20 protein-coding genes are annotated in these 17,818 nt (G+C 32.4%); 8 read left to right on the top strand and 12 right to left on the bottom strand.

Annotated features, from left to right (window positions below):
• Positions 1 to 14 precede the first annotated feature (14 nt).
• Positions 15 to 578 carry a DNA-3-methyladenine glycosylase I gene (locus Q4512_RS01275; protein WP_303420782.1) on the bottom strand — a complete coding sequence of 188 codons (564 nt, stop codon included), beginning with the start codon at positions 576 to 578 and terminating at the stop codon, positions 15 to 17.
• Between the two features lie 114 nt (positions 579 to 692).
• Between Q4512_RS01275 and Q4512_RS01270 the strand changes: the two genes are divergently transcribed.
• Positions 693 to 1,289, top strand: coding sequence for a thioredoxin family protein (locus Q4512_RS01270; protein ID WP_303420779.1), 597 nt, complete (start codon positions 693 to 695; stop codon positions 1,287 to 1,289).
• A 54-nt stretch (positions 1,290 to 1,343) separates the two neighbouring features.
• On the opposite strand, the gene Q4512_RS01265 is transcribed toward Q4512_RS01270, so the two are convergent.
• The 6 genes from Q4512_RS01265 to Q4512_RS01240 all read right to left on the bottom strand — a co-directional run bounded on the left by Q4512_RS01265 (position 1,344) and on the right by Q4512_RS01240 (position 5,191).
• Positions 1,344 to 2,012 (bottom strand): TonB family protein, encoded by a 669-nt coding sequence (locus Q4512_RS01265; protein ID WP_303420777.1) that lies wholly within the window; start codon positions 2,010 to 2,012, stop codon positions 1,344 to 1,346.
• A gap of 95 nt (positions 2,013 to 2,107) precedes the next feature.
• Entirely contained in the window at positions 2,108 to 2,800 is a 693-nt protein-coding gene (gene truB, locus Q4512_RS01260; RefSeq protein ID WP_303420775.1) for a tRNA pseudouridine(55) synthase TruB, read from the bottom strand.
• 1 nt (position 2,801) lies between these two features.
• Positions 2,802 to 3,596: an undecaprenyl-diphosphate phosphatase gene (locus tag Q4512_RS01255; RefSeq protein ID WP_303420771.1), complete on the bottom strand. Its 795-nt coding sequence runs from the start codon at positions 3,594 to 3,596 to the stop codon at positions 2,802 to 2,804.
• A gap of 74 nt (positions 3,597 to 3,670) precedes the next feature.
• Positions 3,671 to 3,925, bottom strand: a complete 255-nt coding sequence (locus Q4512_RS01250) for a DUF3098 domain-containing protein (protein WP_303420769.1) — start codon at positions 3,923 to 3,925, stop codon at positions 3,671 to 3,673.
• A gap of 1 nt (position 3,926) precedes the next feature.
• Positions 3,927 to 4,259, bottom strand: a complete 333-nt coding sequence (locus Q4512_RS01245; RefSeq protein ID WP_303420766.1) for a hypothetical protein — start codon at positions 4,257 to 4,259, stop codon at positions 3,927 to 3,929.
• Between the two features lie 56 nt (positions 4,260 to 4,315).
• Positions 4,316 to 5,191 carry an ABC transporter permease gene (locus Q4512_RS01240; protein ID WP_303420764.1) on the bottom strand — a complete coding sequence of 292 codons (876 nt, stop codon included), beginning with the start codon at positions 5,189 to 5,191 and terminating at the stop codon, positions 4,316 to 4,318.
• A gap of 130 nt (positions 5,192 to 5,321) precedes the next feature.
• On the opposite strand from Q4512_RS01240, the gene Q4512_RS01235 reads away from it, so the two are divergent.
• The 5 genes from Q4512_RS01235 (at position 5,322) to Q4512_RS01215 (ending at position 10,909) form a co-directional block, all read left to right on the top strand.
• Positions 5,322 to 6,182 (top strand): UbiA family prenyltransferase, encoded by an 861-nt coding sequence (locus Q4512_RS01235; protein ID WP_303420761.1) that lies wholly within the window; start codon positions 5,322 to 5,324, stop codon positions 6,180 to 6,182.
• Positions 6,183 to 6,299: 117 nt separating this feature from the next.
• Positions 6,300 to 9,128, top strand: a complete 2,829-nt coding sequence (leuS, locus tag Q4512_RS01230; RefSeq protein ID WP_303420758.1) for a leucine--tRNA ligase — start codon at positions 6,300 to 6,302, stop codon at positions 9,126 to 9,128.
• Between the two features lie 24 nt (positions 9,129 to 9,152).
• Entirely contained in the window at positions 9,153 to 9,503 is a 351-nt protein-coding gene (locus Q4512_RS01225; RefSeq protein ID WP_303420757.1) for a hypothetical protein, read from the top strand.
• A 103-nt stretch (positions 9,504 to 9,606) separates the two neighbouring features.
• Complete coding sequence (locus Q4512_RS01220) at positions 9,607 to 10,137, top strand: hypothetical protein (protein ID WP_303420754.1); 531 nt, start codon at positions 9,607 to 9,609, stop codon at positions 10,135 to 10,137.
• A 76-nt stretch (positions 10,138 to 10,213) separates the two neighbouring features.
• Complete coding sequence (locus tag Q4512_RS01215) at positions 10,214 to 10,909, top strand: zinc metallopeptidase (protein WP_303420752.1); 696 nt, start codon at positions 10,214 to 10,216, stop codon at positions 10,907 to 10,909.
• 48 nt (positions 10,910 to 10,957) lie between these two features.
• Here Q4512_RS01215 and Q4512_RS01210 read toward each other — a convergent pair whose 3' ends face one another.
• The 4 genes from Q4512_RS01210 to Q4512_RS01195 all read right to left on the bottom strand — a co-directional run bounded on the left by Q4512_RS01210 (position 10,958) and on the right by Q4512_RS01195 (position 13,516).
• A complete protein-coding gene (locus Q4512_RS01210; RefSeq protein WP_368389407.1) occupies positions 10,958 to 11,635 on the bottom strand; it encodes a response regulator in 678 nt (225 codons plus the stop codon).
• Positions 11,628 to 12,431 carry a sensor histidine kinase gene (locus Q4512_RS01205; protein WP_303420750.1) on the bottom strand — a complete coding sequence of 268 codons (804 nt, stop codon included), beginning with the start codon at positions 12,429 to 12,431 and terminating at the stop codon, positions 11,628 to 11,630. The genes Q4512_RS01210 and Q4512_RS01205 overlap by 8 nt, the downstream gene beginning before the upstream one ends.
• Positions 12,398 to 12,760, bottom strand: a complete 363-nt coding sequence (locus Q4512_RS01200) for a hypothetical protein (RefSeq protein ID WP_303420748.1) — start codon at positions 12,758 to 12,760, stop codon at positions 12,398 to 12,400. The genes Q4512_RS01205 and Q4512_RS01200 overlap by 34 nt, the downstream gene beginning before the upstream one ends.
• A 306-nt stretch (positions 12,761 to 13,066) precedes the next feature.
• The gene (locus Q4512_RS01195; protein WP_303420746.1) at positions 13,067 to 13,516 is read right to left on the bottom strand and encodes a hypothetical protein; all 450 of its coding nucleotides are present in this window, start codon (positions 13,514 to 13,516) and stop codon (positions 13,067 to 13,069) included.
• A gap of 177 nt (positions 13,517 to 13,693) precedes the next feature.
• On the opposite strand from Q4512_RS01195, the gene Q4512_RS01190 reads away from it, so the two are divergent.
• Positions 13,694 to 14,218, top strand: coding sequence for a phage tail protein (locus Q4512_RS01190; RefSeq protein ID WP_303420744.1), 525 nt, complete (start codon positions 13,694 to 13,696; stop codon positions 14,216 to 14,218).
• A 72-nt stretch (positions 14,219 to 14,290) separates the two neighbouring features.
• A complete protein-coding gene (locus Q4512_RS01185) occupies positions 14,291 to 17,140 on the top strand; it encodes a T9SS type A sorting domain-containing protein (protein WP_303420742.1) in 2,850 nt (949 codons plus the stop codon).
• A gap of 50 nt (positions 17,141 to 17,190) precedes the next feature.
• Here the strand turns inward: Q4512_RS01185 and Q4512_RS01180 are convergent, their stop codons facing one another.
• Entirely contained in the window at positions 17,191 to 17,661 is a 471-nt protein-coding gene (locus tag Q4512_RS01180) for an Lrp/AsnC ligand binding domain-containing protein (protein WP_303420740.1), read from the bottom strand.
• Positions 17,662 to 17,818: the final 157 nt, after the last annotated feature.

The following is a 17,818-nucleotide window of genomic DNA, read 5'->3' as shown; positions in this document are numbered from 1 at the left end:
TGTCGTGCATTTAATTATACTTCTTCATATCTAAAACAACCAACTTCATGATCATTTACCATTCCTGTTGCTTGCATAAAGGCGTACATAACGGTGGAACCAACAAATTTAAAACCTCGTTTTTTTAAATCTTTACTCAAAGCATCGCTAATTGCTGTATTTGCAGGAGCATCTTTATAATTTTCGACTTTATTTTTTAATGGTTTTTCATCTACAAAAGCCCATATGTATTTGGAGAAACTCTCAAACTCTTCTTGAATTTCCATAAATGCTTGCGCATTGGTAATTGTCGCTTTTATCTTCAATCTATTTCTAATAATTCCTGCGTTTTCTAATAGGGAATCTATTTTGTCTTGTTTGTATTTTGCTATTTTTTTATAATCAAATTGATCAAAAGCATCAAAAAAGTTATTGCGTTTTCTTAAAATTGTAATCCAACTTAAACCAGCTTGAAAGGTTTCTAAAACTAAGAATTCAAAAAGAGTTTCATCATCAAAAACAGGAACTCCCCATTCTTGGTCATGATATGCTTCATATAATTCATCTCCAACACACCATCCACATTTATGCTTTTTCATAATTTCAATTTATTAGTACCTGTAAGTTTTTGTTATAAAGATAGACATAGATATGATAAAAGTCATAAATTAAAAATAGATATAAAATTATTTTTACTGTTAGAAATAAAGTATATGCAAAATATAATTAAAGAGAGTTTAGATAAAAGTATTACATATCCAGAATATGTAACTTTAGTAAAAGAATTAGCCGAAAATAAAGATACTACTGGAACAGATAAATCTGAAAACCTTGTAGAATACACAATGCTTAATGCAAGACGTATGAAACGTTGGGATAAAACCTTAAAAGTTAACGAAGTTGTTAAAGAACAAATAGAAAAATTAGATAAAAAAGTGACTTGGTTAGTGCTTACCGAAAGTTGGTGTGGTGATGCTGCACATGTAATGCCAGCAATGCAAAAGGTTGCAGAGCTTAATGATAATATTAAGCTTCAAGTTGTATTACGTGATGAAAACGAAGCGCTAATGAATAATTTTTTAACCAATGGAGGAAAATCTATACCTAAACTAATTATGGTAGATGACGTTTCTGGAGAAGTAGTTAATACATTTGGGCCAAGACCTAGCGCTGCAACACAACTTGTAAATGATTATAAAGAAGAACATGGTAAGTTAACTCCAGAGTTTAAAGAAGATTTACAACGTTGGTACAATAAAGATAAAGGTCAAAATGCTGTAGATGATTTGTTAAAACTGTTACAAAACTAATAATAGCTTTCTTTAAATAAAGGAAGCTGTGTTTAAGGGAGTAATTTGTCTTTCTTATTTCCCTTCAAAATAAAAAGTAATAGTACCTATTTGGGATTCTTGGGTTGTATTACTATTAAATTTTGCTTTTTTAGCATATTCAATAGCGTGTTCTATTAAACAATTATTTGAAGAATTAGAAGCGTTATTATAAGATGCTTCAGTAACTTTTCCAGAAGTATTAACGGTAATATTTACTACTATTTTTCCACTTGCTTCACACAAATATATTGGTGTTGGTAAATATTTATGTTTTCTGTTTACTAAAGAATAACCAACCGAGCTTTTCGCATTATTACTTTCTTTTCGTTGTTTTTTTAAAACATCGTTTGCTTTGCTAAAGGAATTAAATTCTTCTTTTTCAATTCTTGATTCTTTTTTTAAATGCTTATTTTTATTAGAAAAACCATAATCCGAATTACTTAATTCTGGTCTTACATAATCTTTAGGTGGAGCAATTCTTTTTTGCGCATAAGCAAAATGTTTACTTTCTTGATTTTGATTATATGCTTTATTTGTTTCGGCTTTGGTAACTTTTTCTTGTGCAGTTCGTTGTTCTTTTATGATTTCATTTGCAGGTTCAATTTCGTAGAAAGTTTCGATAATTTCTTCTTGATCTTTTAAAATATGAAAGTTAAACATGCTCAAAACTATCGTTCCTGTAATTAGAAACGTAATGCACATAGCTTTATGTTTATTGTTAAATAGCATGTAAGTTAATAACGTATTAAGATTGTGAGCAACACTTAAAGATACGTTAAAAAAGCCAAAAAAGATTTTTAAGTATCTAATGCTTCTATAAAAGCTTCAATGCTAGTCGCGTTATTTATATGATAATCGCCAATTTTTGTGCGTCTTAAAACCGAAAGGTGCCCTCCAGATTGTAATGCTTTTCCAAAGTCATGCGCTAAAGAACGAATATAAGTACCTTTACTACAAACTACTCTAAAATCGACCTCGTTATTTTCAAAACGTGTAATTTCAAAAGCTTCAATAGTAATTCTTCTAGATTTTATTTCTACTTCTTCACCTGCTCTTGCATATTCATATAAACGTTTTCCATCTTTTTTTAAAGCAGAAAAAATAGGGGGAAATTGATCTATCTCACCAATAAATTGTTTGGTCGTTTCTTCTACCAATTCATTTGTAATATGGTCTGTAGAAAAAGTTTTGTTTATTTCCGACTCTAAATCGTACGAAGGTGTTGTGCTACCTAATACAATAGTTCCAGTATATTCTTTAATTTGCCCTTGAAAGGTGTTTATTTGCTTGGTCATTTTACCAGTACAAATAATTAATAAGCCTGTAGCTAAAGGGTCTAAAGTTCCAGCATGGCCAACCTTTATTTTTTTTATATTAAACTTTTGTCGAATTTCCCAACGTAGCTTATTTACCACCTGAAAAGAGGTCCAGTTTAATGGTTTGTCTATTAATAAAACCTGTCCTGTTTTGTAGTCTTCTTCGGTTAACATTTTAGCTTAAAGCGGAATAAATTATAGCTATTAAACCAACAATAGCACAATAGTAAGCAAAATAAGAAAGTTTGCTTTTCTTTACCAATGAAATCATCCAGGTACAAGCAAAAAGTCCAGCTACAAAAGCAGCAACAAATCCTATAGAAAGGGAAGTGAAGTTTTGAGCGTCGTAAGTTAAATCGCCACTTAAAATATCTTTTGCAATCTTTCCGAAGATTAAAGGAATCACCATTAAAAACGAAAAACGTGCAGCCTTCGTTTTATCGTTTCCTAATAAAACCGAAGTAGAAATAGTAGCTCCCGAACGCGAAATTCCAGGAAGCATTGCAATGGCTTGCGAAACACCAATAATAAATGCGTTTTTAAAAGATACTTTTTTGTCTGTGTCTTTGGCTTTATCTGCTAAAAATAATAGAATAGCTGTAACTAGTAACATGCAACCAACTAATAGTATGTTGCCTCCAAATAAGGCTTCTAACTGTTCTTCAAAAAACAAACCAACAATAACAGCAGGAACCATGGAAAGCGCAATTTTAGATACAAACTGTAAATCTTCGTTCCACTGAAATTTAAAGACTCCTTTAAGTAAGCTAAGGATGTCTTTTCTAAAAACAACAATGGTGCTTAAAGCGGTTGCAAAGTGTAAAACAACAGTAAAAAGTAAGCTTTCTTCTGGAACAGAGTTGTCGCCTAGAATAGCTTTACCAAGCTCTAAATGGCCACTTGAAGATACAGGGAGAAATTCTGTTAATCCTTGTATTATTCCTAAAATGATGGAGTCTATAACATTCATGTTGGCAAAAGTATTAAAATACTATTACCAAATGTTATTTTATGCTTGTAATTTAATGCGTTTTAGAGGAAATTTTATTTTTTATTCGGATTTAAAAGAATCGCGTAAATCTGAATTCCAAAACCAATAAGCACTAAAGTTGGTGCTAATCTAATTCTTCTCCAGCTAAATATTTCAGGATTAAAAACAGCAGGATCATCGCTTCCTCCTCCAGACATTAGTATAAAACCTAAAGCGATACAAGCTAAACCAATAAACATGAATTTATAGTTTTTCTTTCCAAAAATAAATTCGCTTTGTGTTTGTTCTTTTCGTTTTTGTTCTCCCATTTTATTTGAATTCTGTATAAATAATTTCGTCACCTAGTGCCAATTGCGATATATGCTCTGAAGTAACTCCTCCAATTAATTTTGCTAGATGCAAAGTAACGGTTTTATTTAAAACTTTAGCGTTAAGAGAATCTAAATTTAATCCGTTTTCTAAACCACGATTTATATAGTAGTAATCCGAACCACTATCGTGAAAGACAATATCTTTAACGCCTCCTTCTGTAATTTTGGTAACAGTAATATTAAGTTTCACAGTGTTTTCTGGTGTTGTATTTTGAACGACACAAGAAGTACATAGAAAAATGAAAAGTATAAAAGGAATTAATTTTCTCATGGTTTTTAGGTGTTGGTTGTTTAAAACCAACGAAAAAAAACCCCGTTTATTGCTAATTAATATAGCTGGTCTGTTTTTAAGTTTAAGAAACGTTGCGTTGCAAAAAATGTTGAAATCCAAGTAATTATAATTCCTAAAAGGAAAATACCAATAAATAAAACAGCTACTAAAACTGGGTTTCTCAATAAGTCCAGTTCTGGAAAAGTAAGGTTTAAATAATACAATACAACTGCCATTCCTAACATGGCTATAATGGCTCCAATAATTCCTAATTGTACACTTTTAAATACAAAAGGTTTACGGATAAATCGTTTTGTCGCACCAACCATTTGCATGGTTTTAATAGTGAATCGTTTGGCATAAACAGCCAAACGTATGGAGCTATTAATAAGTAATACCGCAATTAGAGTGAAAATTCCACTAAGAATTAAAACCCAAAAGCTAATTTTTTTTACGTTGTTATTCATTAATGTTACTAAGTCATTATCATAACGAACTTCGTCTACAAAATTTTTATTTAATGCTTCTTTTGCTATTTCTTCTAAATGTTCAGAGGTGACATAATCTGCTTTTAAGTGCACATCAATAGAATTTTGTAGCGGATTGTATCCTAAAAACTCCATAAAATCTTCTCCGTTTTCGGCTTTCATAGCTGCTGCAGCTTGTTCTTTGGTAACATAATTGGTAGATTTTACGTAATCTGCCAAAGCTAAACTCTTTTCTAATTGTTTTGTTTCAACGTCTTTTGCATTATCTTTTAAATAGATAGTTACCACTACTTGCTCTTTAAAGTGATCGGAAACTTTTTTTGCATTAAGTATCAGCATACCTAATAAGCCTAATAGAAACAAGACTAAAGCAATACTTAATACTACCGAAAAGTAAGAGGATATTAATTTACGTTTCTGGTATTTTTCAAAAGATGCGCTCATAAAAAGGGTTTGTTAATGTTGTAAAAATAATAAAGAAAATGTTTACTTAGTGTTTATAACGTTTAAACTTTTAATAGTGTTGCAATACCTTTAACTTTGAGGTACTAGTAATTTAATAATTTACACGTATTTGATTCACGATTTAAAAATTTCTCGTCCAGGTTTATGGTTTCCAACAATCTGGATTTATTTAGTTCCTTTTAGTTTGGAATCGGGTTTTTTGTACGATACTAATTTCTGGATTGGTTTACTATTTGTTACTTTTCCTTTAAATTATTTAGTTTATGGGTTGAATGATTATAACGATTATCTTTCAGATGAAATAAATGAAAGAAAAGGAAACTTTCTTTTTGGAGCACGATCCACAAAAAAGCAGCTATCTACAATAGTTAAAAAGGTAGTGTTGATTGTTACTCCTTTTATTATTTATTTCACATTAGTTTCCGGATTTAAAATGTTACTATTATTACTGTTTATGATAGTAATAAACATCGTTTATAATTTTAAGCCTTTCCGAATTAAAGAACGTCCTCCTTTTGAAATTTGTATACAAATGGGTTATGTTTTTACGGCTTTTTTTAGTGTACAACTTAATGACTTACAAGATTTGCCTTGGCAAACTGTTCTATATTTAACCTTATTTGCCTTTCAAGCACATATTGCAGGAGAAATCATGGATATTGAGCCAGATTTGAAAGCTGGTAAAAAAACTACGGCCACAGTTATTGGTCGTAAAAGCACAAAACTAATCATGCTGTTTCTGTTATTTTTAGAAACTTTTATTCTTTCGTATTGGTTTCAAGATTATGTACTCGCTGGCTTTTTAGCGGTTTTTTCCTTATGGCTAATTTTAGATACGTTTCTTTTTTTTAAAGAAAAACCATATTCCCTCTCACAGATGAAATTATTCGGATTAGCTATGAATGTATTCGCAATTTTATCTATGATTTGGGTATTATACTCTGGAAAAATCATGCAACCAGTATTTTGATAGTTCTTCCTTTTACAATCTTATAATAAACCGTAAATTTGCGCCTTATTAAGTATATAATATACTGTGTTCGGTCGCAGTAATTGGTACTTAAATAGGTTAATAAAGAAATATAAAATGCAATACCATTTCAACACGATTGAAGCCAAATGGCAAAAATATTGGGCAGAAAACCAAACGTTTAAAGCCTCAAATACTAGTGATAAACCAAAATATTATGTTTTGGATATGTTTCCTTATCCATCTGGAGCGGGATTACATGTTGGTCATCCATTAGGTTATATAGCAAGTGATATATATGCACGTTATAAACGTCATAAAGGCTTTAATGTCTTGCATCCACAAGGTTATGATAGTTTTGGTTTACCTGCAGAACAGTATGCTATTCAAACTGGTCAGCATCCTGCAGTTACTACAGAAACCAATATAAAAACCTATAGAAGACAATTAGATCAAATTGGTTTTTCATTCGATTGGTCTCGTGAAGTACGTACTTCTAGTCCTGAATATTACAAATGGACACAATGGATATTTATTCAGCTTTTTGAATCTTGGTACTGTAGACATGGAGATAAAGCTTTCCCTATAACCGAATTAGTAAAAGTTTTTCAAGCCGAAGGAAATGCTGCTGTAGATGCCGTTTGCGATGATAGTGTAGAAGAATTTACTGCCGCAGAATGGAATCTTTTTTCAGAAAAAGAAAAAGAAGAAATTTTACTAAAATACAGACTAACCTATTTAGCCGAAACAGAAGTAAACTGGTGTCCCGCTTTAGGAACAGTTTTAGCAAATGATGAAATTGTAAATGGCGTTTCCGAACGTGGTGGCCACCCTGTTGTGCGTAAAAAAATGACACAATGGTCCATGCGAATTTCTGCCTATGCAGAGCGTTTGTTACAAGGTTTAAATACTATAGATTGGACAGACTCTCTTAAAGAAAGTCAACGTAACTGGATTGGAAAATCGGTAGGTGCATCTGTTACTTTTAATGTAAAAGATCTAGAACAAGTTATTGATGTTTTTACAACAAGACCAGATACTATTTTTGGTGTTAGTTTTATGACTCTTGCACCAGAACACGATTTAGTACAAAAAATTACAACTCCAGAACAAAAAGCCGAAGTTGACGCTTATATTCTAGCAACAGCAAAACGTAGTGAACGCGATCGTATGGCAGATGTAAAAACCATTTCTGGTGCATTTACAGGGGCTTATGCTGAACACCCTTTTAGTAAAGAACCAATTCCTATCTGGATTGGAGATTACGTGTTGGCAGGTTACGGAACAGGAGCAGTTATGTCTGTACCATGTGGAGATCAAAGGGATTACGATTTTGCAAAACATTTTAATATTAGCATTCCAAATATTTTTGAAGGTGTTGATATTTCTGAAGAAGCATATGCATCTAAAGATAATGTGAAAATTGCGAACTCCAATTTTCTTAATGGTTTAAACTATAAGAAAGCTACCAAATTAGCAATTTACGAATTAGAGAAATTAGGTCAAGGTAAAGGGAAAACAAACTACAGGCTTCGCGATGCGGTTTTTAGCAGACAACGATATTGGGGAGAACCGTTTCCTGTGTATTATGTTAATGGAATGCCACAAATGATTGGCAAAGAACATTTACCAATTACATTACCAGATGTTGAAAAATATTTACCAACCGAAACAGGAGAGCCACCTTTAGGTCGTGCAAATGTTTGGGCTTGGGATACCAATACAAACACAGTTGTTAATAACGATAAGATTGACAACATAACGATACATCCTTTAGAACTAAATACCATGCCAGGTTGGGCAGGGAGCTCATGGTACTTTTTTAGTTACATGGAAGAAAAAGCCAAAAGAGGTGAAGACTTTGCAAGCAAAGATGCACTTAACTACTGGGAAAATGTAGACTTGTATATTGGAGGAAGCGAGCATGCAACAGGGCATTTATTATACTCTAGATTTTGGGTGAAGTTTTTAAAAGATAGAGGGTTTGTAGGTGTAGAAGAACCGTTTAAAAAGCTAATTAACCAAGGGATGATTTTGGGGACTAGTGCATTTGTATATCGTGAAGACGGAACAAATACATATTTTTCTCAAGGTTTAATTGAAGATAAAAAGGTGTTTCCTATTCATGTAAAGGTACAATACGTGAATGCTTCCGATGAGTTAGATATTGTAGGGTTAAAAAAGGATGGTGAATTTGGAGAAGATTTTAAAGATGCAGAATTCCTTTTAGAAGATGGCGTGTATAAAGTAGGACGCGAAGTCGAAAAAATGTCTAAATCCAAATATAATGTGGTAAACCCTGACGCAATTTGCGAGCAATATGGAGCCGATAGTCTTCGTTTATACGAAATGTTTCTTGGCCCTTTAGAGCAAGCAAAACCTTGGAATACTTCTGGTATTACAGGAGTGCATGGTTTTCTTAAAAAACTATGGAAATTGTATATTGGTGAAAATGGTTTAAACGTTACTAATGTTGCACCAACAAAAGACAACCTTAAAACATTACATAAAACCATAAAGAAAGTAGAAGAGGATATCGAGAATTTTTCTTTTAATACTTCGGTTTCTACCTTTATGATTGCAGTTAATGAGTTTACTGCTCAAAAATGTACAAGTAAAGAAGTGCTAGAACCTTTATTGGTTTTAATTTCTCCTTATGCACCACATATTGCAGAAGAATTATATAGCCAATTAGGAAATGTAGGATCTATATCTACAGCAGATTTTCCTAAGTTTGAAGCAAGTCATTTGGTGGAAAGCTCTAAAAATTACCCTATTTCATTTAATGGTAAAATGCGTTTTACATTAGAGTTGCCAATGGATTTGAGTAAAGATGAAATTGAAAAAGCAGTTATGTCTCATGAAAAAACGATGGCACAATTAGATGGCCGAACTCCTAAAAAAGTAATTGTAGTTCCAGGTAAAATAGTCAACATAGTTGGCTAATTCCCAAGAAAGGGGAGTCTTAAGATGATAAAAAAAATCAAAATAATAGTTGGTGTTTTTGTTTTGGCAACTGTTATTAGCTATTTTGTAATTCAACTAAATGAGAAACAATTTGATGCTGTTTCATGGCATACAAATCCGCTTTCACGATATAAAATGTCTAAGGATATTAAAGAAAGCAATGTATTAATTGGAAAATCAAAAGATGCGGTTGTAGAACTATTAGGAAAGGGAGAGCCTTCAACACTAACCGGAAGAGATCACTTGGTGTATTCGTTAGGTAAACCACCAAGTTTTTTTGAGACAAAGAAAGAAACTTTAGTTGTTATTTTTGAGCATGATTACGTGATCCAAGTGCTACATTTGGAAGAGTAAATTGGTGTCTTTTTATTGTTCTTTAAAAGTAAAATAGACTTTGTTTAGGTGGGGAATCAAAAAGAAGAAGATTATATTTCTTATTTTTAATAAAAAATTAAACATGAAATATTTTTTCTGTATCCTTATCGCAGTACTTAACTTTTCCGTGAAAGCGCAAAACGACTCCTTACAATTTCCGCAAGATTTTTACGGCATTTATAAAGGCGACTTACAGATAAATAATGCGAATGGAAAACAGATTATTGGTATGGAGTTTCATTTAAATAAAACCGATTCTATTGGTAAGTATGAATATATGTTAGTCTATGTTTTTGATGGAAAACGTCAGGAACGCAAATATAATTTGATAGAAAAAAATTCTGCTAAAGGCGAGTATATTGTAGATGAAAATAATGGCATTCTATTAGATGCAAAGCTGTTAGATAACACCTTGTATTTTATGTTTGAAGTACAAAATAACATTATAACAACTACAGAGCGTTTTTATAAAGATAGTATGGATTTTGAAATTACATTTAGCAATACCAAACAAAAAACAAGCTCAGGTACCGAAGGCAAAGATGCTATACCTGTGATTTCATATCCTATTGGTGGTATTCAAAAAGCCCACTTAATAAAACAGGTATACTGACAAATTTTCTCACAAATAAATTGGCTTGCTTTTTGCTATACTTATAGTATATTTAAAAAAAATAAAAACAAAAAGAATGATTGGATATTATATATTAATAGGAGCAATATCGCTAGTAAGTTGGTTAGTAAGTAATCAATTAAAGAAAAAGTTTAAGAAATACTCGCAAGTTCATTTACGAAATGGAATGACAGGTAAAGAAATTGCCGAGAAAATGCTTGCAGATCATGGTATTACAGATGTTGAGGTTATTTCAACCGCAGGACAATTAACAGATCACTATAATCCAAAAAATAAAACAGTAAATCTAAGTGAAGTAGTTTATAATCACGCAAATGCTGCTGCTGCTGCTGTCTCTGCTCATGAGGTAGGTCATGCTGTACAACATGCACAAGCGTATAGTGCTTTAGGCATGCGTTCTGCTTTGGTACCAATAGTTAGTGTAACCTCTGGTATGTCGCAATGGCTAGTTATAGGAGGTTTAGTACTTGGTGCAGCAGCAGGTGTAGGAATGGGGTATTGGGTTGCTATTGCTGGTTTAGTATTTATGGGTTTTGCTACATTGTTTAGCTTTATTACTTTACCTGTAGAGTATGATGCGAGTAATAGAGCATTAGCTTGGCTAAAGAATAAAAATATGGTTACGCAAGAAGAGTATGCTGGTTCTGAGGATGCTTTAAAATGGGCTGCTAGAACCTATTTAGTCGCAGCTATTGGTGCATTAGCATCTTTGTTGTATTGGGCACTTCAAGTTTTTGGTGGTCGAGACTAATAACAGTAAACATAAATTAAAAGCTCCTTCTGTAGGAGCTTTTTTTATTTAAAAACTGTTGTTGTCTAAAGATACTAGTTTGTTTTTTAATGCATAAATAACCAATCCTGCTACATTTTTAGATTCGGTTTTTAGTAGTAAATTATTACGGTGCCCTTCTACTGTTCTTGGACTGATAAAAAGTTTTTCTCCAATATCATTTGTTGTAAATTGTTTACAGATTAGATCTAAAACTTCAATTTCACGTTTGGTGAAATAACTACTATCAAATGTGGATTTTGTGTTTTTATCCTTCGGGTTAGTAATACTATGATGAACAAATTTCATTACTTGCTCATCATAGTAAAAGCCTTTTTCGTAGACTTCTTGAATGGTTTTTATCATTAAAGCAGGAGTGCTGTTTTTTGCTAAATAAGCTACAGCTCCTATAGAAATCATGTTTAAAATAAAAGGTTTACTAAAGTAACTAGTAAGTGCAATTACTTTTATGTTTGGAAATTCTTTATGAATAATTTTGGTGACTTCAACACCATTTAAATTAGGCATTTTAAGATCGGTTATAACAATGTCTGGTAGGTTTTTTGTTTCACGTAATTGCTGTACTAGATCTTCACCATCTTCTGCATCAAAAAGAATATTAATATTTTCTTCGTTACCTAAAATAGCTTTTAACCCTTGTAGGAATAAAAGTTCATCATCAGCTAATGCGATCTTTATTTTACTCATGATATTTGCATTTTATAATAAAAAGGCTTCCATTATTTTTTGTGCTTTCCATTTTTAGAGTTCCATTTAAAATTTTAACACGACTATTTATATTTTGTAAACCGATTCCGTTTTTTTTAGAAACTTCTTTAACATTAAAACCAGTACCATTGTCTTGGTATCTTAATTTAAAACCTGTTAGATTTTCCTCCATATATATAGCTAATTCATTAGCTTTTCCATGCCTTATAGAATTATTCATTAATTCTTGAATAATTCTAAATACGTGTAATTGATTGGTTCTTGATAATTTACTTAAATTTTCAATATTATGCTCTATTTCTAAGCTAGTATTTGCTGAAAAGTCATCAAATAATTCTTCTAAAGCAACTTTAAGTCCAAATTCATCTAAAATTGGAGGCATTAAGTCATGCGCAATTTTCCTAGAACTTTCTAGTGTTGTTGAAGTAATTTCAAGTATTTGATTTAACGAAGCTCTTTGTTTTTCATTAATAGATTTGTCGGTTAAAAGTACATTGGTAGATAAACTAACAATATTAAGCTTCGAGCTAATAGCATCATGTAAATCTTGCGCTATACGTTTACGTTCGGTTTCTTGAATAGCTATAGATGTTTGTAATATTTTTTGTTGATTCTCTAGTTTTAAAGCCGCTTTTTCAAGCTCTTTTTGTACTATTTTTTGTCTCGAGTAATGAAAAAACAAGATTAATCCTGTGGTTATTAAAACCAAGAATATAATTCCATACACTAAGGCTTGTATTATTAATTTTTCGTTCTCCATAAACTCTTTCTCCATTCAATTAATATTAGAGCCAAATAACCTCCATAAAACACTTTGTTTAGCAACCATACATCAGTAGATACCGATTTAGCAACTGCAGAAATTATTAGGTTTCCTAAAATAAAAATGAGCGTACTTACCGATAAATAAATCAATACAGCAGCATTTATATACATGTATTTCCCTTTTTTTCCTAAGGAATTATATAGGTGAATAATAGAATATACTACCAAAGGAAATGAGGTTATAAGAATTTCTAACAAGTTGAATTGATTAAATAATGATAGGTTATTAGAATATTGAATACCTAAAACTAAAGCAACTATTACGAAAATTAGATTCACCCATATTTTCTGTTTTCTTGTAAAATTTATTTTATAAAAAAGAGACAAAAAAACAAACTGAAAAATAAAATAAAAATGAGACAAAAAAAGATTGTCTTGTTTAATATTTAGCTCTCTATAAAATTCAACTATAATTATACTTAAAGTTAATACAATAAATGTAAGTGATAAATAAATAGCAAAATATTTAAGCGCTTTATTTTTTTTATCTTTTATTGCACTATACGTGTATAGTATTGCGTTAATAAAAAGTAATAATGTACTAAGGTTTTGAAAAACACTATCTATTAACTTCATTCATCTTTTTTACGGATTATATAAAGGGCTTTCTGTATCACAATTATTTGGACAAGGTTTTGTGAAATCAAAAGTTCCAGTGCCAACTAATTTATAAGGAGGTGGGTTTTTAAGGGTGTATCCTTCTATAATATCTCTATGAATTATTTTATTATTTTCTACTTCTTTTACTGTAGATACTAATACTAATCTTTCTGTATCTGCACTTGCTATAGTGCCATCAGGTCTGTCAATAGCCATATAAGCTCTTACACTAGCAGCACCTACAAGATTAGTGTTAATACAAGATGTGTCTACTAATACATTCATTTCTATTAAACAGGATATAAGATCCTCTGCAGATATTAAAAATGCTTTTGCGTGAATTAAATCACCATTTACATTTTTATCACTATTTTCTGATTGCCATTTAGCTACCCTATCAATAGCTGTTTGAACTGGTATTGAATTTGTACTCATAATTTAAGGTTTAATTGATTAATAGACTTTAAATCTACGAGTTATTTTTATTATAACATATAAAAATAAAAAAACAGGTGTTTTTACTCGGTTTTCATATCGAGTATATCTTCTTGGCTGTAACCGATTGGTAGTCAGTATATTTGGTATCTATTAATCAATTAAATTTTTAAAATTATGGATCCATTTATTGCACAAATTATTATGTTTGGTGGAAATTTTGCACCAAGAGGATGGGCGTTATGTAACGGCCAACTATTAGATATTTCTCAAAACACAGCTTTGTTTTCTTTATTAGGAACAACTTATGGCGGTGATGGTAGAACGACTTTTGGATTGCCAGACCTAAGAGGTAGAGTGCCAGTTCACGCTGGTAATGGACCTGGCTTACCATCAGTAAGTTTAGGGCAAAAAGGAGGTTTAGCTTCTTATAAGTTAAATGCAAACCAATTGCCTTCACATACTCATGCTGCACACATACAGGCTGCTAATCCTATTACGCGTGGTGAAGGAACTGCTAGTCCTGATGGTGCGTATCCTGCAGAAGGTGGTGTATACTCTACAGGAAAAAATGTAGCAATGGCATCAGATTCTGTAGCTGTTGGGGCTACAGGAGGTGGCCAAGATGTTAGTAATATGCAGCCTTTTCAAAGTGTTAATTATATTATTGCTTTAGTTGGTACTTTTCCTTCTAGAAGTTAAACTTTCAATACAAAATCAAGGTGCTATTATTTTTAATAGTACCTTGTTATCTTAACTATAAAGCTATTAGTCATGACAAAAAATTACATTTTAAAAAAAAGAAGGTTGTTAAACATGCTGTTTGTATGTCTAGCAATCCTAATGAGTTATACCAGTATCGCTCAAAACTTAAACTTTACTATTGATACTGCAACAGATAATGAAGTAACTATTACAGAAACTATTGTAAACGGAGGGGATACGTATGTGTTAACTATTGCGCATTCCGGAAATGAGGAACTCGATGATTTAGGAGGAGGAGATCTTATCTTTTATCTCAGTGCAATAGATCCGCTTACGCCACATGTGTTATCTATAACCAGAAATGGTATTCCAACAAATTTCACGTTAAATGGATTAGACTATGACACATTAGAAGCAGGAACCATATCGGTAACCAATCAAGATAATGCAGAAATATCTAGTCCTACAAATTATCCATTTGGAGGAGGAGCCATAACTATTACAAACGCTTCCAATGCTGTAAATATCTCTAGTTTTAATATAATTCCTACAGATATCGATGATTTAAATGATATTGGGTTTCATAATATTGATGTTACTATGACCACCCCTTGTGTAGCACCAGCAGGTACAGCATCTTTTGTGAGTCAAGATTGTGGCGCAGGAACATTTATGGCGGAAGTAAATGTGACAGATTTAGGAGGAGGGACCCCATCCATTTTTGATGGTACAACAACAACGGCTGTTACAGCAACAGGAGTAATGAGTTTTGGGCCTTACCCAGCGGGAACACCAATTAACTTCACCTTACAACATGGTAGTGATACAGGATGTGATGTAGATTTAGGATCTATTTCCGATACCTGTCCGCCACCTTGTATGGGGCCTGCTGCAGAAATTAGTTTATTAAGTCAGGATTGTACTTTAGAAGATTTTACGGTAAGTTTAGTTGTAACAGATTTAGGAAGTGGAACCCCAATGCTTTTCGATGGAACAACCACCTATCCTATTACTGAAACTGGAGCATCTAGTTATGGACCCTATCCTGCAGGAACACCAGTTGCTTTTACCTTACAACATGGTTCTGATAGTAGTTGTGATTTAGATTTAGGAGAAATAGTAGATACCTGTGATGAAATTATTTTTACCATAGATGACGCAGTAGATAATGGAACGAGTATTACAGAAACAATAGTAAAAGATGGAGACACTTATGTGTTAACCGTTGCACATTCTGGAAATGAAGAATTGGATGATTTAGGAGGTGGAGATTTAGTGTTTTATCATAGTGCGACAAACCCTTTAGATCCTTATATTTTATCTATCACTAGAAATGGTTTTGATACCAATTTTACATTTAAAGGAATGGATTATGATACCTTTGAGGCAGGTACAATAGCGATTACAAATCAAGATGATGCGGAGATTTCTAGTCCAACATCTTATGCGTTAGGAACTGGAGCTATCGTTATTACCAATACGGTAAATGCAACAGATATTTCAAGTTTTAATATTCTACCTACGGATTCGGATGATTTACATGACTTTGGGTTTCATAATATTAAAGTAGATATTATAGATACTTGTGCAGCTGGAGAAGCAACGGCTGTTTTTTTAAGTGAAGATTGTGTTACAAATGAGTTTTTTGTTGAAGTGAATGTTACCGCTTTAGGTAATGGAAGTACAGCAGTATTTGACGGAACGACTAGTACAGCAATTACAGCAACTGGCGCAATGAGTTTCGGGCCTTACCCTACAGGAATACCAGTAAGTTTTACGCTACAGCATGGTAGTGATGCTGCCTGCGATGTAGATTTGGGAACAATATCGGATACTTGTCCTTTATTGCCTAGTAATGATGAATGTACGGGAGCTATAGATGTAACATGTGGAGAAACGGTAACAGGTTCTACAAGTAATGCAACAGATACTGCAGGAAATGCAAGTACAGATGTGTGGTATGCTTTTACAGCTGGTATAGTAGATCAAGATGTAACCGTTAGTCTTTGTGGGTCGTTATATGATACCGCTTTAAGAGTGTATTCAGACTGCTCAGCGTCAACACAAGTAATGTTTGTAGACGATTTTTGTGGTGTACAATCTGAAGGAGTTTTTACAGCAACAGCTAATACAACATATTATATTTTAGTGGAAGGATATGCAACAAGTGATGGGACTTATACCGAAAATGGAGACTTTACGATGACGATAACTTGTATCGACAACACTATTTCTATACCTGCTAACGATGACTGCTCTAATCCAGAAACTTTAGTTATTAATGCGGCTGCAATAACAGGTACAACTGCAGGTGCATCAGACCAAACTACAGGAGAGGATGACGACACCGTTTGTAACAGTTATGAATTTCATGCAGATGTTTGGTATGCTTTTACTTTAGATGGTACATATAATGGTTTAACCGTTTTAACATCCGTTTTAGGTAATTCTACTGAAGCTAGTGTAGCGGTTTATCCTGCACCAATTTGCGACTTCTTAGATGTAAACAGTATTGCTTGTTCTTCAGGTAATGCATCGGGAGAATCTTTAGCATTAGGTACCCTAGCCGCAGGAACTTATTATGTTAGAGTGTGGAGTGATGGAGTAGCATCTGGAACATCTAGAAGAGTTGAAGGTGAATTTGAAATCTCTGTAAATGGAACTCTATCCATTTCAGATGTGGACACTAAAAATTTGTTTACGTATTATCCTAATCCAGTAACTAGTAGTTTAACTATTAAAGCGCAAAATAGCATTAACGGGTTGTCTGTTTATAACATGTTAGGTCAAGAAGTAATACTTGAAAAACCAAATACAATGAACAGTGTATTAGACATGTCTAGTTTACAATCTGGTGCTTATTTTGTAAAAGTAACTGTAGATAATGTAACCAAAACAATACGTATTATTAAGGAATAGTTAATTAATAATATCACTAAAAAGCTCCTAAAGTAATTTAGGAGCTTTTTTTATATTTTAATTTGTCGTTCTATTTGCTGGTCTAATGAAATAAAAGTTTCTGTTCTAGAAACTCCAGAAATAGATTGAATGTCTTTATTTAAAACCTGCATAAGATGTTCATTGTCTTTACAAAGTATTTTAATAAAGATACTCCAATTACCTGTAGTGTAATGGCATTCTAAAACTTCGGGAATACGTTTTAATTGTTTTACAGCTTCTGGATTACTCATGGCTTTATCTAGATAAATACCAATATAAGCCATCGTTGTATAGCCTAATACTTTAGGGTTTACAACAAATTTAGAACCTGCAATTAATCCAGATTTTTCCAGTTTTCGTAGTCTTTGGTGTATTGCTGCTCCAGAAATACCAACACCTCTAGCAATTTCAAGAATGGGTGTTCTTGCGTCCTCCATTAAAGCGCGTAGTATTTTTTTATCTATACCATCTATTAATATGTTATTGTTTATGGTTTTCATGTATAAAGGTTTCTATTTAAAACCTAAAAATAGTAAATTGATTTTAAATTGAAACTATATACTGCGTTAAGGATTGAACGGTTTGTTTGAGCTCCTCGCAGAGAGCGAGTAGTGAAAGCCTGACCTAACTTGGCCTTAAAAGGAGAAGTTAGGAAAC

It is taken from the genome of Oceanihabitans sp. 2_MG-2023, from assembly GCF_030547245.1.
Classification (GTDB): domain Bacteria; phylum Bacteroidota; class Bacteroidia; order Flavobacteriales; family Flavobacteriaceae; genus Oceanihabitans.
The sequence above is the reverse complement of the archived record's forward strand: the minus strand, read 5'-3'. Positions and strand labels throughout refer to the sequence as shown.